13 protein-coding genes are annotated in these 15674 nt (G+C 43.7%); 8 read left to right on the top strand and 5 right to left on the bottom strand.

The window, feature by feature from the left end:
* The first annotated feature begins 81 nt into the window (after nt 1–81).
* The 3 genes from ftsW (at nt 82) to tpiA (ending at nt 3799) form a co-directional block, all read left to right on the top strand.
* Nucleotides 82–1347, top strand: coding sequence for a cell division peptidoglycan polymerase FtsW (gene ftsW / locus ACZ49W_RS06870; protein WP_464814575.1), 1266 nt, complete (start codon nt 82–84; stop codon nt 1345–1347).
* 337 nt (nt 1348–1684) lie between these two features.
* Nucleotides 1685–2881, top strand: a complete 1197-nt coding sequence (gene tuf, locus ACZ49W_RS06865; RefSeq protein ID WP_464814574.1) for an elongation factor Tu — start codon at nt 1685–1687, stop codon at nt 2879–2881.
* Between the two features lie 159 nt (nt 2882–3040).
* Nucleotides 3041–3799: a triose-phosphate isomerase gene (gene tpiA, locus ACZ49W_RS06860; protein WP_464814573.1), complete on the top strand. Its 759-nt coding sequence runs from the start codon at nt 3041–3043 to the stop codon at nt 3797–3799.
* Between the two features lie 69 nt (nt 3800–3868).
* Here the strand turns inward: tpiA and ACZ49W_RS06855 are convergent, their stop codons facing one another.
* The 5 genes from ACZ49W_RS06855 to ACZ49W_RS06835 form a co-directional block, all read right to left on the bottom strand.
* Entirely contained in the window at nt 3869–5107 is a 1239-nt protein-coding gene (locus tag ACZ49W_RS06855; RefSeq protein WP_464814572.1) for an aminoacyltransferase, read from the bottom strand.
* 10 nt (nt 5108–5117) lie between these two features.
* A complete protein-coding gene (locus tag ACZ49W_RS06850; RefSeq protein WP_464814571.1) occupies nt 5118–6353 on the bottom strand; it encodes an aminoacyltransferase in 1236 nt (411 codons plus the stop codon).
* On the bottom strand, nt 6350–7567 hold the full coding sequence (locus ACZ49W_RS06845) for an aminoacyltransferase (RefSeq protein WP_464814570.1): 1218 nt from the start codon (nt 7565–7567) through the stop codon (nt 6350–6352). Before ACZ49W_RS06845 ends, ACZ49W_RS06850 begins: the two co-directional genes overlap by 4 nt.
* On the bottom strand, nt 7567–8376 hold the full coding sequence (yidA, locus tag ACZ49W_RS06840; RefSeq protein ID WP_464814569.1) for a sugar-phosphatase: 810 nt from the start codon (nt 8374–8376) through the stop codon (nt 7567–7569). Before yidA ends, ACZ49W_RS06845 begins: the two co-directional genes overlap by 1 nt.
* A gap of 70 nt (nt 8377–8446) precedes the next feature.
* Nucleotides 8447–9739 carry an HD domain-containing protein gene (locus tag ACZ49W_RS06835; protein WP_464814568.1) on the bottom strand — a complete coding sequence of 431 codons (1293 nt, stop codon included), beginning with the start codon at nt 9737–9739 and terminating at the stop codon, nt 8447–8449.
* Nucleotides 9740–9841: 102 nt separating this feature from the next.
* Between ACZ49W_RS06835 and ACZ49W_RS06830 the strand changes: the two genes are divergently transcribed.
* The 5 genes from ACZ49W_RS06830 (at nt 9842) to ACZ49W_RS06810 (ending at nt 15615) form a co-directional block, all read left to right on the top strand.
* Nucleotides 9842–10225, top strand: a complete 384-nt coding sequence (locus tag ACZ49W_RS06830) for a YwiB family protein (RefSeq protein WP_464814567.1) — start codon at nt 9842–9844, stop codon at nt 10223–10225.
* Nucleotides 10226–10329: 104 nt separating this feature from the next.
* A complete protein-coding gene (locus ACZ49W_RS06825) occupies nt 10330–10842 on the top strand; it encodes an HdeD family acid-resistance protein (protein WP_464814566.1) in 513 nt (170 codons plus the stop codon).
* Nucleotides 10843–11039: 197 nt separating this feature from the next.
* Nucleotides 11040–13733 carry a cation-translocating P-type ATPase gene (locus tag ACZ49W_RS06820; RefSeq protein WP_464814565.1) on the top strand — a complete coding sequence of 898 codons (2694 nt, stop codon included), beginning with the start codon at nt 11040–11042 and terminating at the stop codon, nt 13731–13733.
* 169 nt (nt 13734–13902) lie between these two features.
* Nucleotides 13903–14811, top strand: a complete 909-nt coding sequence (locus tag ACZ49W_RS06815; protein ID WP_464814564.1) for a metal ABC transporter ATP-binding protein — start codon at nt 13903–13905, stop codon at nt 14809–14811.
* A gap of 3 nt (nt 14812–14814) precedes the next feature.
* A complete protein-coding gene (locus tag ACZ49W_RS06810) occupies nt 14815–15615 on the top strand; it encodes an ABC transporter permease (protein WP_464814563.1) in 801 nt (266 codons plus the stop codon).
* Nucleotides 15616–15674: the final 59 nt, after the last annotated feature.

Raw genomic sequence — 15674 nt, 5'->3', positions numbered from 1 at the left:
TTGTTCGTCACGATTGAGATTTTCTTTTTTGAGCCAAAGGTGGTATAATCTTTAAGATATAAGGAAAAATCGGAGAAATCCATGAAGATTGATAAAAAACATTTAGTAAATTATTCCATTGTTATCCCCTATCTGATGCTGTCAGTGATTGGGCTAATTATTGTTTATTCAACCACAAGCACTAGCTTGATCCAATTTGGCTTAAATCCTTTTCGTTCCGTGTTAAACCAAGGTCTCTTTTTAGTGGTCAGTCTCATCGCTATCACCTTTATTTATCGTTTGAAGCTTAACTTTTTGAAAAATGGCAAAGTGCTCAGCGCAGTGATGGTGATTGAAATGATTTTGCTCATGATCACGCGTTTCTTTCGACCTGTTAATGGGGCACACGGTTGGATTGTTTTAGGACCGATTAGCTTTCAGCCAGCCGAGTATCTTAAATTGATTATGATTTGGTTTTTGGCCTACACCTTTTCTCAAAAGCAAGACCAAATCGCACAAGAAGATTATCAAGCCCTAACCCAGAAGCGATGGTTTCCAAGGAACTTGGAGCAGTTAAAAGATTGGCGCGTTTATGCCTTGTTTTTGATTTTATTGGTTGCAGCCCAGCCCGATTTAGGAAATGCCACCATCATTGTTCTCACCAGCATTATCATGTATGCCGTTAGCGGGATTGCTTACCGATGGTTTTCGAGTTTGATGATTGGGATTGTCAGCGCCTCAGCCCTATTTTTAGGAGCGACGGCTCTGATTGGCGTGGACACCATGGCTAAGATTCCTATTTTTGGTTATGTTGCCAAACGTTTTAGTGCCTTTTTCAATCCTTTTGAAGACTTGACCGACTCAGGGCACCAGTTGGCCAACTCCTATTATGCCATGAGTAATGGGGGCTGGTTTGGTCTTGGTCTTGGCAATTCTATCGAAAAAAGAGGCTACCTACCAGAAGCCCAGACTGACTTTGTTTTTGCCATTGTCATGGAAGAGTTGGGCTTGATTGGATCAGTGTTGATTCTAGGATTGGTCTTTTTCTTGATTCTTAGAATTTTATTAGTCGGTATTAAGGCTAAAAATCCTTTTAACAGCATGATTGCCCTCGGTGTCGGTGCCATGATGCTGACTCAGGTTTTTGTCAATATCGGAGGAATCTCAGGCTTAATCCCATCCACTGGGGTGACCTTTCCTTTTCTTTCGCAAGGAGGAAATAGTTTGCTCGTTTTATCTGTGGCCATTGGTTTTGTCCTCAATATCGATGCCAATGAAAAACGAGAAACCATCTACCAAGAAGCACAAGCCAACTACCAAGCCCAAATGGAAAAAGACTATCCTTTTGGTTCAAGCAACCGTTTTTAGCCAAATAGAAGAGAAGAAAAGAGCGAGTGACAGACTTGCTCTTTTGTCATAAGTAGCAGCAGATTTTTAGTAGAGAAGTGAAAAATGAACGAAGAGATTTCTGCCATTTATTCCGTCAGAAGATTGCAACAACGAAACCAAACGATTCTTTTTTTGCTTCTAGTATGCCTTCTCATCTCAAAAATCAGCCTTAGGAGCACTTGGTCAAAGAATAATTGCGAAAAAAGCATTAAAACACTTGCATTTTTAGTGTAATTTGATAGAATAGTAAAGTACAGTTAGACCGTATTTTACCGTCTATCTTATAAAATATATTTTATTGGAGGCTTTTCCTAAAATGGCAAAAGAAAAATACGATCGTAGTAAACCACACGTTAACATTGGTACTATCGGACACGTTGACCACGGTAAAACTACTTTGACAGCAGCTATCACAACTGTATTGGCACGTCGTTTGCCTTCAGCAGTTAACCAACCAAAAGACTATGCGTCTATCGATGCTGCTCCAGAAGAACGTGAACGCGGAATCACCATCAACACTGCGCACGTTGAGTACGAAACTGACAAACGTCACTACGCTCACATCGACGCGCCAGGACACGCGGACTACGTTAAAAACATGATCACTGGTGCTGCCCAAATGGACGGTGCGATCCTTGTAGTTGCGTCAACTGATGGACCAATGCCACAAACTCGTGAGCACATCCTTCTTTCACGTCAGGTTGGTGTTAAACACTTGATCGTCTTCATGAACAAGGTTGACCTTGTTGACGACGAAGAATTGCTTGAACTCGTTGAAATGGAAATCCGTGACCTTCTTTCAGAATACGATTTCCCAGGTGACGATCTTCCAGTTATCCAAGGTTCAGCTCTTAAAGCGCTTGAAGGTGATGCTAAATTTGAAGACATCATCATGGACCTTATGAACACTGTTGATGAGTACATCCCAGAACCAGAACGTGATACTGACAAACCACTTCTTCTCCCAGTCGAAGACGTCTTCTCTATCACTGGACGTGGTACTGTTGCTTCAGGACGTATCGACCGTGGTACTGTTCGTGTCAATGACGAAGTTGAAATCGTTGGTTTGACTGAAGAAACTCGTAAAGCAGTTGTTACCGGAGTTGAAATGTTCCGTAAACAATTGGACGAAGGACTTGCAGGAGACAACGTTGGTGTTCTTCTTCGTGGTGTTCAACGTGACGAAATCGAACGTGGACAAGTTCTTGCGAAACCAGGATCAATCAACCCACACACTAAATTTAAAGGTGAAGTTTATATCCTTACTAAAGAAGAAGGTGGACGTCACACTCCATTCTTCAACAACTACCGTCCACAATTCTACTTCCGTACAACTGACGTAACAGGTTCTATCGAACTTCCTGCAGGTACAGAAATGGTTATGCCTGGTGATAACGTGACAATCGACGTTGAGTTGATCCACCCAATCGCCGTAGAACAAGGTACTACATTCTCTATCCGTGAGGGTGGACGTACTGTTGGTTCAGGTATCGTTTCAGAAATCGAAGCATAATTGCTTTCTTCCCAAAGGAACTAATTACAAGTCAGACAAAAAAGTCCCACTTTATGGGGCTTTTTCTTGTTCTTTCCTTAGAAAGTGTGAAAAATCTTGGTTTTTATTGTGAAATATGATACAATAAGAAGGTAATTAAATTAGAAGAGGTATGTGAACATGTCACGTAAACCATTTATCGCAGGAAACTGGAAAATGAACAAAAGCCCTAAAGAAGCGCAAGCATTTGTCGAAGCGATTGCTGGCAAATTGCCTTCAGATGAGTTGGTAGAAGCAGCGATTGCAGCACCAGCCCTTGATTTGAACGCTCTTCTTTGGTTTGCTAAGGAATCAACACTTAAAGTAGCGGCACAAAACTGCTATTTTGAAGATGAGGGAGCCTTCACTGGTGAAAACAGCCCTAAAGTCTTGGCTGAGATGGGTGTGCCTTATGTGGTGATTGGTCACTCTGAGCGTCGTGATTATTTCCACGAAACAGACGAAGACATCAACAAAAAAGCGCATGCTATTTTCAGAAATGGCATGACACCAATCATCTGTTGTGGTGAAAGTCTTGAAACGTATGAAGCTGGTAAGGCGGTTGAGTTTGTTGGTGCTCAAGTATCAGCAGCTCTTAAAGGCCTTTCTGCTGACCAAGTGGCTTCTCTTGTGATTGCCTATGAGCCAATCTGGGCGATTGGAACAGGAAAATCAGCTACTCAAGAAGATGCACAAAAGATGTGTAAGGCAGTGCGTGATGTCGTTGCTAAAGATTTTGGACAAGAAGTAGCCGACAAGGTACGTGTTCAATACGGTGGTTCAGTAAAACCTGAAAACGTTGCGGAATACATGGCTTGCCCAGACGTAGATGGTGCTTTGGTTGGTGGTGCTTCTCTTGAGCCAGCTAGCTTCCTTGCCCTTCTTGATTTTGTAAAATGAGTCTTATCGAAACGAACTACACGATTAATAAAAAAGGTTGGAATGATTTCCAGCCTTTTTATTTTGAGGTTAGACGCGTTTTAATAGTTTTTTGATAACTTGGATCAAGCGGTATTTCATCGGATAAGGATAGTAATAAAAACTTCCAGGTTTTCGTTCGATATGACCTTTAAAGTTTTGTTTGAAACCTAGGATGCCATCTGTTCCATCAAATTTTCCTTCGATACCAAGCAGATTATAGGAGGGAATATGCCGCCTAATACTTTCTAACATAGCATATTCTTGGATGAGGGCAGGAGCATAGAATTTGTTAAATTCATGATACGAGCCACTGGAGTAGTAGGTGGTTTCTTGATTGGTATACATAAAGAGGCTACCAGCTAGGATGATATCTTTTTCGCCATATGTTTCAAGAAAGGGAGCTGCTTCTTCCATCCTAAGGTCAAAACTGTCTAGTTGACTTCGCAGTTCTCTTAGGCGATTTTGCTTTTTCTCAGACTGGGGGTGTTGGAGGATGTCTTGTTCCAGTTGGTTGATTTTTTGCCTTAAGGCTTGTCTTTGGTGGGACAATTGTTGCTGATAGTCAGCGAAGTTCACTGTAGCTACAATAAATTCAGCATCACTTCCAAAACTATCGTATAGAATCTGATAATAGGAAAAATTTTTCTCCTCAAAACCTTTGCGAACGGATGTTGCATCTAAAATATCTTGGAACAATGGGAGCTCATCACGGGTTAGGCGTTTTAGCTTGATTCCAAAACTTCCTGCTTTTTTGATGAGGGACTTCCCTTTTTTACTAAAGGAAGCGACGAGTGTGTCTTCCCTTAATGATGAAAGTGATTTGACATAGTGCCAGTCACTAGTTCCATAACCCGAAGTTAGTCCACCATAGTGGTAGCCAGCTGCTTGATAGAGGTGAATCAGTTCCTCATTAGCTGGTCCGGTCGGTTCTCCTTTGTCGGTATAAGTTTGATAGGTGTCATAAGGTTTGATTTCTAATTCGATAACCTTTTGTGCCTTAGCAAAAGCCTTTAGCTGCACTAAAAATTCTGGGAGGAAATCTTTCCTTTGATAGATAGGACCGTAGTGGATTTCCATGCGGTTCCCTCCAGCGATAGGAGTGCTAAAGGCAAGTGCCGCTACTTGTATGTGACCGTGGTTGTCTTTAAGAGCGATGAGGTGAGGTGTGTATCCCCGTTTGTTCAGGAGTTTTGCCATGGCACTGGACTGTTCAAAGCTACGATGTGCGACAGTTTTGGCAAAATCGTCAAATGCTTCTTCACTAATGATTTGTAATGGCAAGGACATGTGTTTCTCCTTAGCGCCCCATCAGTTTTTTTAGGAAAGTGATGGCTTTATATTTTAAAGGGGAAGGGTAATAGCGGAAGGTTCCCATCTTTCTGACAATGTAGCCGTTAAAATTTTGTTTAAAACGTAATACCCCATCGGAATGGTCAAATTTCCCTGTAATACCAAGAAAATTGTAAAGAGGAATCTGACGCTCAATGCTTTTTAGCATGACGTGTTCTTGTAAGAGGGCTGGGGCGTAGAAACTATTGAATTCTGTGTAGGAACCGCTAAAGAGGTAAACACTTTCTTGAGGGGTATAGATGAAAAGGCTGGCTGCTAGAACCACATCTTCATCTCCGTATTGACGAATCATTTTCTTTGCTTCATCAATCCTTACAGTAAAGGTGTCAAACTGGTCGGTTATCTCTCGCAGTTGATTCTTCTTTTTATGTGAGTTGGGATGATTTTGTAAATCGTCTTCTAATTTTTGAATCTTTTGTTTGAGTTTTTCTTGGCTTGAGGTTAGCTGATGGAGGTAGTGAGTAAAGTTGAGGGTTGCCACCATAAACTCGCAGTTGTCACCAAAGCTGTCATAAAAATCTTGATAATAATCGAGCGATTTGTCCGCATATTGGTGGCGATCAGCCGTTTTAGTGGTGATGTCTTTAAAGATATGGAGCTCTTCACGTTTCAAAGGGCGGATGGTAATGCCAAAAGTTTTGGTCTTTTTGATGAGGGGACGTCCTTTTTTGCTAAAGGAAGGAATCAATTGTTCAGCGCTCAAGCCACTGAGATCCTTGACATAATGCCAGTCAGGCTCACCGCCTGGATAACCAGTTTTTAGACCATCATGGGCATAGCCTAGGCTGGTTAGTTGCTCGATGAGTTCGGGGTGCTCTGCGGACATGGCTTCGCCATCGGTGGTGAAACTCTGGTAGGTGTCATAGGGCTTGACTAACAGTTCCAAAGCCCCTTGTTCCTTGGCGTAGGTCTTTAAGGCTTGGTAAAAATCGCTTAAAAAACTAGGATCAAAAACAACTGGTCCAGAATTAATTTCCATGTGCAGTCCTCCCGTCATAGGCATGCTATAAAGTAGGGCTGCCACCTTGATTTGATCCTTGTCGCTCAATCCTAGGAAATGGACGCTATATCCTCTCTTTTTGAGGAGGCTTGCCATCTCTAAGGATTGTAGGAAGGACTTTTCAGGCACTGTTTGGATAAAGTCAGAAAACTGTTGTTCAGTTAGTGAAGTGAGGGTTTTCATGAATGTCTCTTTCTCATTTTTTTTCGGATATCATAAGCCCAAGTTGACAGTTTATAAAGGAGAGGGTTGACAGGTAGGGTAAACTCTCCAATGAATTCTTCAATGGTTGGACCATAGTGAGATTTAAAGCGGGTCAGACCATCGTCTAGAGTGCCTTCAACCCCTCCAAGATTGGCCCAGCGTACGCCTCTTTTTTGGGCATCGGTAAATATCTTGGCATCGACTAAATATTGAGGGAAAACGAGCTTGAAGTCTTGGTTCATGCCCGCGTAGAGGAGTTCCATGGTGTCGCCAAATTGGATGCCGAGGGTTCCTGAAATGACGATTTCCTCAGAATATTGGCTCGCTAAAGGAGAGAGCTCTTTGATGGCTTTTTCATAGGAAGCGATTTGTTCATTGAGTTTGTTTAAGCGTCGTTTTTGATGAGCAGGAGTATCTGCGAGGTCTATTTTAGCTGTCTCTAACTTAGAGCGATAGAGGTCTAAGGTTTTTTGAGGATGAAAGAAAGCTAAGTAGAGATAAGCATCGTCTCCATAAGTGGTCATGAGTTTTTTAAAGTAGTCACTGTTTCTGAGGGAAACGCCTTTTCTTTCTTCAGTCAGGGCAATCACTTTGGCAAAGTCATCGACTTGCTCAATACCGACACGCTCCACCCTGACACCATAGTTTTTGGCATATTTGATCAAGCGTTTAGATCGTTTACTATAGTCTTTTTCAAAATCATCAACCAAATAAACATTGGCTTGGAAACGGGGCTGGATGGTCTCTGAGATAAAAAGGGTCTCGCCAGCCCATTTAACCCCAGCTGCTTCAAGATTAGCGATGGCAGCTCTCGTTTCAGAGTTTTCATCGATTTCTTCGTTGATTTTGTGAGCCTTTAGGAGAAGGGCAGGATCAAACTTGATAAAGAGGGCTTTTTTGGTCTTACCAAATGCCTTTAGTGAGGTCATGACAAAAGCCACCAGCTCTTTATCTTGATAGTCCATGACTGGTCCTCTTGGGATGTAGAACATGGTCATGCCAAGAGGAAGTGACTTGATGAGGATACTCGCCACAGCGACTAGCTGATTATCTTTGTAAAAGCCTAGGCGTTCATTCGCCCAGTTGTCCTTGATGTTTGCCCAGTTGGCGCTTTGGAGGAGGTTGGTTTGCTGGCTTTCTTTGACAAAAGCGTCGTGTTCACTCGCAGAGATACCGACTTTATAGCTATACATTAGTTGAGTACCCACTTTCTAATGGCATAGGCGACACCGGATTGGTCGTTGGATTTGGTGATATGTTTGGCGATTTGTTTGACACTTGGATTGCCATTTTCCATGACAACAGGAGTGCCTGCGACTTCTAGCATGGCACGGTCATTTTCTTCGTCACCAATAGCCATAATCTCGTCTGGTGTGATACCTAGTTTTTCAGCCAAGTGGAGGATAGCGGTTCCTTTGTCTGTGGTTTTGGGAAGGATTTCGAGATAAAAGGGCGCAGACTTGACTAAGGTGTAGCGTTCATAGAGGTCAGCAGGGAGCTGCTCGATGACTCTATTTAGTAGAGCAGGTTCATCGATATACATCATCTTTATGATGTTACGATCTTTCATCTCTTCTGGTGTACGGTAAAAAATAGGCAGATCCACTAAACTAGATTCATGCACAGTGTATTTCCCGATATTACGATTTGGGGTAAAGATGCCGCGTTTACTGATGGCATGCATGTGAACACCGAGCTTAAGGCTAAGCTGGTGCACATCAAGATAGTCTTCGTAGCTCATGGTGGTGGCAGCTAGCTCTTTTCCTGTGGCGGTTTCTTGGACGAGACCGCCATTGAAGGTCACGACATAGTCTCCTTCTTGATCGAGCTTTAGGTCTTTTAGGAGCTGCTTCACGCCTGAGATGGGACGCCCTGTGGCGATGACGACCTTAACTCCAGCTTTTTTGGCATCTTGGATTGCCTCAAAGACTTCTGGTGTGATTTCTCTTTTGGAAGTTAATAAGGTGCCGTCGATGTCAACGGCTACTAATTTAATAGACATAGGATTTCCTTTCGGGTAAAAATATCATCTTCTATCTTACTAAAAATATCAGGATTTGTCATAAACCAGTCTAACCTTGATTGGAATTCTGACACAGCTGGATAAAGGCTTCTTTTTCCTCGGTAAAGAGGTCATCTAGTTGAAGCATATCCTTTGGAAAATAAAAGCGCAAATCCCCTTGAAGAGTACCAAGTAGCGAGTGGACGATGGGAGAAGTTTGTGAGAGCTCTTGCAAGCGACCATCCGCTAGGAGGATCTCAATCTGGGTTTTGGGATTATTGGCTGTCGGGCGATAGATGTCATAAGGAAGGTCAAAACTCTGATTGAGCGCTGTATAGTAGGTCGGATCATAGCCGACTTCAAGAACGAGATCTTGCAGCTTTTTGAGAAGTTCTGGATCTTCTTTTAACAAGACCACAGATTTAAAGACATGGCGGTTGATAAAGCGGCTGGATAAATCGCTGAGAATCGGGTCAAAAGCCTCCATCCAGTCCTCGAAATACGCCGTCATCACACTATCGTCTAATTTGAGGTAGTCTTTTAGCTGGTAATTTTTCTGGAAAAAAGGAAGCAAGCGTGGGCTTGTTCTTTCAAAATAAGCGGGATTCCTCTGAAAGAGAACCTTAGCGCGCTTGAGGAGCTGAGTGAGCAAGACCTCCATGGATCGACTCGCAGGGTGAAAATAAACCTGCATATACATCTGATAGCGACTGAGCAGATAGTCCTCCACGGCATGATAACCACCATAGGTAAAGGCAATACCATCCTTAACAGGGCGAATACTGCTCAAAATACGGGTCAGATCAAATTGCCCATACTCCACCCCAGTAAAGTAGGAGTCTCTCAGCAGATAGTCCATGCGGTCGCAGTCAATCTGGCTAGAGATGAGTTGCACCACTTGCTTGTTGGGATAGGTGTGGTTGATGACACTGGCGACTTTTTCTGGAAAGTCAGGTGCTACCCGTGAGAGGATAGCGTGAATCTGGGTACTGTCATCGAGGATAATCTGCCTTGTGATGGCTTCATGATCCGTGTCAAAAAGGTGTTCAAAGGTGTGGGAGTAAGCCCCGTGTCCAATGTCATGCAAAAGAGCAGCTGTCATGGTGAGGAGATTTTCTCCCTCGTCCCAGATGTCAGAAAAAGCCTTGCTAAAGCGTTCAACAATCCGGCGAGAGAGTTCATACACGCCTAGCGAATGAGAAAAGCGGCTGTGTTCCCCACCGTGAAAGGTGAAGCTGGTCGTGCCCAGCTGTTTGATCCGGCGCAGGCGTTGAAATTCAGGTGTATTGATGAGGTCGTAGATGACAGGGTGATCCACTACGACTTGATGATGGACAGGGTCACGGAATAATTTTTCTTTCATAGGATTATTATAGCATAAAGCGGTGGCTTCTTCTTGCAAGTTCTCTTAAAGCCTGCTACAATACAAAATAAAAACGACTTTTGAATGAAGGAGGACAAACAAGTGGGTATTCGTCTAAAAAATCGAATCGACATGGAAGGACAGATTGAGGAAATCGAAGAAAGTTATGAAGGAGAGGTGATTGAAAAAGGCGATCAGCTCTACCTTCAGTTTAAAAATGAAGCCGATGAGCAGATGGTCTTAAAGGTGGAAAAGGCTAAGGTGACCTTGACCCGATTTGGTCAGTCTAAAAGCCAGATGCGCTTTATCTTGGACCAGTTAGGCGAAGCGACTTTTCCAACCCCAGTGGGACTTCAAACCCTCATCACCAAAACCAAACGCCTCGATCTAGGAGAAAAGCAGCTTTCCTTATCCTATGACCTCTTGGCTAAGGAAGATGATGAGAAAAGCTTGGCCCACTATGATTTAGACGTTTTTTGGGATTAGTCTAAGACCCACTTGATTTTTTAAACTATTTTTTGTAAACTAATGAGAAGTCCATTGCTATTTTTTGGACTTATAGTATATATTTAGGAAAAAGGAGTATAAAAATGAAGTGGTTATCTCTTCTTGTGAGTATTGTTTTGATTTGCCTTGGTGGCTGGTTGCTTTTCAATCCACTAGCTAGTCTAGCAGGAATTGGCTGGTTGATGGCGCTTGGTTTGTTGATTTCAGGAGTCACTGAAATCATGAATTATTTCAACTCACGTTACCAACATAGTTTTTGGGAATTGCTTTACGCTATTGTCACTGTCTTGTTTGGTCTTGCGCTTTTGTTTGGCCCAGCCCTTAACTTGGCTCTTTTAGCCCCAACTATTTTAACCTACTGGTTATTAATCGGCGGTGTGGTTCGGTTGATTTCTGGTCTTGAATTGAGAGGACGTGTGCGCATCTTAGGACGTAGCCTTGTTTGGTCTGGTGCTTTATCATTGCTTTTAGGTTTGATCATGTTGGCAAATCCTGGTGCATCAGCTTTATTCCTAGGCTATGTGATTGCTCTTTCTCTCATTTATAAGGGCGTTGAAGCCTTGATTTTCTTCTTTGACTTGGTGGCATTTTCTTAAAAAAATGTCCGATAAGACTTGCGAATTTCCTTATTTTCGTGTACAATATTAGGCAAATAAGGGAGTAGCTAGCGGGTTATACCGTTACAAGGTCGTCAGTCCGAAAGAAATTTCCGGCCTTGTATGAAATAGCGAGACTTGTTGAAAAAACAAGTCTCTTTTTGTTTGTCGCAAAAAGAGATGAAAAAGGAGAGATCATGACAGAAAAACAAAGGCAAGAAGCCTTTTATCGTCAGTCTATCGACCAAGTGTTAAACGAAGTTGATAGCCAATCCAATGGGCTTTCATCCGCTCAAGTGGAAAGTCGTCTTGGTATTTACGGCAAAAACGAACTGCCTGAAGGGGAGAAAAAGTCTGTTTTCGCGCGTTTTCTTGACCAGTTTAAGGACTTGATGATTATCATCTTGTTGATTGCAGCGGTGCTGTCTGTGGTGACATCTGGAGGAGAGGATATTGCAGATGCCATTATTATCCTTGCTGTGGTCATTATCAATGCCGCTTTTGGGGTTTACCAAGAAGGTCGGGCAGAAGAAGCGATTGAAGCCCTTAGAAACATGTCCACTCCTACGGCCAAGGTCCTAAGAGATGGGCAAATCCAAGAGGTGTCCTCAACTGAGCTGGTGCCTGGAGATATCGTGACTCTAGAAGCAGGGGATGTGGTGCCTGCTGATATGCGTCTCATGGAGTCTAATTCCCTCAAAATCGAGGAAGCAGCCCTCACCGGAGAGTCTGTCCCTGTCGATAAGGACGCTGGAGTCGTGCTAGAAGGGGATGTGGCACTGGGGGATCGCATCAACATGGCTTATCAAAGTGCCAATGTGACCTATGGTCGTGCGATTGGTGTGGTCGTCAATACTGGTCTTTACACCGAGGTGGGACGTATCGCAGGTATGCTCCAAGAGACGGACGAAACCGCAACACCGCTTAAAGAAAGCCTTAATAATCTCTCTAAGGTCTTGACCTATGCCATTTTAGCCATTGCAGCGGTGACATTTGTCATCGGAACCTTCCTACAAGGACATCCTTGGGTGGAAGAGTTGACCACCTCTGTGGCTCTAGCGGTTGCGGCTATTCCAGAGGGGCTTCCTGCTATCGTGACCATCGTCCTTGCCATGGGAACGCAAGTTCTAGCTAAACGTAACGCAGTGATCAGAAGACTCCCTGCGGTAGAGACGCTAGGCTCAACCGAGATTATCGCTTCTGATAAGACTGGGACTCTCACGATGAACAAGATGACCGTGGAAAAAGTCTTTTATGATGCGGTCTTGCACGATGCAAAAGACGACATCGAGCTTGGGCTTGACATGCCACTTCTACGCTCTGTGGTTCTTGCCAATGATACGCAAATCGACCCAGACGGGAACCTCCTAGGAGATCCGACAGAAACCGCCTTTATCCAGTACGCCTTGGACAAGGGCTATGACGTCAAAGGTTTCCTTGAGAAATACCCTCGTGTAGCGGAAATCCCATTTGACTCAGATCGTAAGCTCATGTCAACGGTTCATCCCTTGCCAGATGGTCGTTACTTGGTGGCTGTAAAAGGAGCGCCAGATCAACTCCTTAAACGTTGTACCCATAGGGATAAGGCAGGAGACATTGCTCCAGTTGATGAAGTGATTACAGAACTCATCACCACCAATAACTCTGCCATGGCGCATGAGGCCTTACGTGTTTTAGGTGGGGCGTATAAGATTATCGATGAAATCCCAAGTGATTTAACCAGTGAAAACTTAGAAAATGACCTCATCTTTACCGGTCTTATCGGTATGATTGACCCAGAGCGTGCTGAAGCTCGTGATGCGGTCAAGGTGGCAAAAGAAGCGGGCATTCGTCCGATAATGATTACAGGAGACCACCAAGACACAGCAGAAGCTATTGCCAAGCGTTTGGGCATTATTGATGAAAAAGACACCGAAGACCGTGTGTTGACAGGTGCTGAGCTGGATCAGCTTTCTGATGCTGAATTTGACAAGGTAGTGGCTCAATACTCTGTCTATGCGCGTGTGTCACCTGAGCACAAGGTGAGAATCGTAAAAGCCTGGCAACATCAAGGCAAGGTGGTTGCCATGACAGGAGATGGGGTCAATGACGCTCCAGCTCTTAAGACTGCTGACATCGGTATCGGTATGGGAATCACAGGAACAGAAGTTTCTAAAGGTGCGTCTGATATGATTCTAGCAGATGATAACTTTGCGACCATCATCGTTGCAGTTGAGGAGGGACGTAAGGTCTTCTCCAACATCCAAAAGACCATCCAATACCTGCTTTCAGCTAATACCGCAGAAGTCTTGACCATCTTCTTTGCCACCCTCTTTGGTTGGGATGTCTTACAGCCGGTTCATCTCTTGTGGATTAACTTGGTGACCGACACCTTCCCAGCTATTGCTCTTGGGGTTGAGCCAGCCGAGCCTGGTCTCATGCGTCATAAGCCACGTGGTAGAAACTCTAGTTTCTTCTCAGGTGGGGTCATGTCCTCTATCATCTATCAAGGAATTTTACAAGGTCTGCTTGTGCTTGGGGTTTACTGGTACGGTATTACCTTCCCAGTTCATACAGAAACAGCCCTCATTCATGCAGATGCCCTCACCATGTCCTTTGCGACCTTGGGGCTCATCCAGCTGGTGCATGCCTTTAACGTCAAGTCTGTGTACCAGTCTGTCTTTACGGTTGGACCGTTCAAGTCTGCGACCTTCAACTGGTCGATCCTCATTTCCTTGGTGCTTCTCATGTCCACCATCGTTATCAAACCGCTTGAAGGGATCTTCCGTGTAACGGAGCTTGATCTTAGCCAATGGTTGGTGGTCTTTGCAGGAAGCTTTGCCATGTTAGGCATTGTTGAAATCGTGAAATTGGTCCAAAGAAAATTAGGACTTGATAAAAATGCTATTTAATAGCTAAAAAGAAAGGTTGAAACGAGCGTTTCAGCCTTTTTTGCTGTTATCTTTTGTTATAATAAAAATAAGCAAGAGAAAAGTAGCTAAAAGATGGAGCGGTTGAGAAAAGAACTCTGATTTGTAGTTGATGAAATGAACATTTTTGATAAGACAAAAAGGAGTAAACATGATAATAGATATTAACCGATTGAGTGTGAGGTACGGTGAGCATCTGGCTTTGAAAGAGGTGTCGGTCACGATTGATAAGGGTGATTTTATTGGTTTGTTGGGCTCTAACGGCGCAGGCAAATCAACTTTTATCAATGCTTTGGTGGGTTTGCAAAAAACAGCTGGCGGTGAGATTAACTATAATGAGGCAGAACTGCATCAGAAAAAGCAGCCTTTTGCTTCAATTGGCTTTACCTCGCAGACTTCGATGATGGATTATTACACCACGGTGTGGGACAATGTCATTCTAGGCTTGCATCTAGCTGGAAAAAAAGGGCATGAGGCGGCTAGTCTGTGTGAAGCAGCTCTAAGGATCACCAGTCTTTTGGATAAAAAGGATAGCTTGGTCGAGTCCTTATCTGGTGGACAGCTCCAACGGGTCCAAATCGCCAGATCCATTGCCCATCAGCCTGATATTTATCTATTGGATGAGCCGACGGTGGGGTTAGATGCAGAGTCCTCAGATAAACTGCTTTGCTATCTAAAGAAAGAGTCCCAAAGAGGAAAGACCGTCATGATTTCCTCCCATGATATCCACCTGTTAGAGCAGTTTTGTACCAAGATTCTCTTTTTAAAACAAGGGCGTGTGGCCTTCTTTGGGCCGATAGATGCCTTTATCGATCGAGATGTGTCAGTGATTCAGTTTGTCAGTGCTAGTCCTTTGAGCGCCGATCAGTTGGCTTGGTTGGAGGATTACCGCTACCAGACCAAAGTGGAGGGAGAGCGGACTGGTTTGGTCTATGTGTCTAAAAAAGACTCCTTTCAAACCATCCTCAATGAACTGTGGACTGTTTTTGACATTGTTGACATCGCAATCAAAGACAAACAGCTAAGGGAAAGCTATCTGGAGAGAGTAAGGGAGGAATGAGTCTTGAAAGCCAGTGATTTAAGGAAAAAATCGAATTTAGGGGCCTATGGTGGGCTTATCGTTGCAAGAAATGAGCTCACTGCCTTTTTAAGAAGTGAAGGACTGATTGCCTCTCAGTTAGTCCAACCCCTTCTTTATGTTATCTTTATCGTTATCGGTCTCAATGCTTCGATAGGATCGGTCTCCTATGCTGGTATAAGGGTGCCCTACGCGGAATATACCCTTATCGGCATTATCGGCTTACTCATCATTGGTCAGATGACTCAGGTGATTTACCGCGTAACCATTGATAAAAAATATGGCTTGCTGGCTCTGAAGCTCAGCAGTGGGGTAAGACCTATCTATTATCTCTTAGGCATGAGTCTTTTTGCTGTTTTAGGCCTGTTGATTCAAGAGATAGCGATTGGCGGGGTTGCGATATTATTTCATATTCCGCTTCAGCTTGGTAAATATGGGGTGGTCATGTTGCTTTCCTTGGTCGTCTTACTCTTTTGGAATGCCCTTGGTGTTTTGATCACCATGTTTATTAACGATTATCGGACAAGGGATTTGGTCATCCGCTTTTTCTTGTCTCCTTTGGGATTTACCGCCCCTATTTTCTATGTGATGGATGGTGCTCCAGATTTTATTAAAATCATGGGACAATTAAACCCACTGACCTACCAGATTGCCGTCTTTAGACAGGTTTATTTTGAGTCCTATCAGCTCGTTTCCATTGGGGCCTTGGTCTTGGTTTCTGCTTTGGCCATGCTTTTTACGACACTCATTATCCCTAAAATCAATCTGGTTCTTGTCGAGAGATGAAACATCACCCCCATTCTCCTAAGAAGGAGAGTGGGGCTTTTTTTGAAAAAGTAGGAAAA

The organism is Streptococcus sp. STR1/CE/0325, assembly GCF_055386095.1.
This window is presented reverse-complemented; position numbering and strand designations above follow the sequence as displayed.

Coding starts and splice junctions, on each gene's coding strand:
- ftsW (WP_464814575.1), top strand. CDS start 82: ATGAAGATTGATAAAAAACATTTAGTAAATTATTCCATTGTTATCCCC.
- tuf (WP_464814574.1), top strand. CDS start 1,685: ATGGCAAAAGAAAAATACGATCGTAGTAAACCACACGTTAACATTGGT.
- tpiA (WP_464814573.1), top strand. CDS start 3,041: ATGTCACGTAAACCATTTATCGCAGGAAACTGGAAAATGAACAAAAGC.
- ACZ49W_RS06855 (WP_464814572.1), bottom strand. CDS start 5,107: ATGTCCTTGCCATTACAAATCATTAGTGAAGAAGCATTTGACGATTTT.
- ACZ49W_RS06850 (WP_464814571.1), bottom strand. CDS start 6,353: ATGAAAACCCTCACTTCACTAACTGAACAACAGTTTTCTGACTTTATC.
- ACZ49W_RS06845 (WP_464814570.1), bottom strand. CDS start 7,567: ATGTATAGCTATAAAGTCGGTATCTCTGCGAGTGAACACGACGCTTTT.
- yidA (WP_464814569.1), bottom strand. CDS start 8,376: ATGTCTATTAAATTAGTAGCCGTTGACATCGACGGCACCTTATTAACT.
- ACZ49W_RS06835 (WP_464814568.1), bottom strand. CDS start 9,739: ATGAAAGAAAAATTATTCCGTGACCCTGTCCATCATCAAGTCGTAGTG.
- ACZ49W_RS06825 (WP_464814566.1), top strand. CDS start 10,330: ATGAAGTGGTTATCTCTTCTTGTGAGTATTGTTTTGATTTGCCTTGGT.
- ACZ49W_RS06820 (WP_464814565.1), top strand. CDS start 11,040: ATGACAGAAAAACAAAGGCAAGAAGCCTTTTATCGTCAGTCTATCGAC.
- ACZ49W_RS06815 (WP_464814564.1), top strand. CDS start 13,903: ATGATAATAGATATTAACCGATTGAGTGTGAGGTACGGTGAGCATCTG.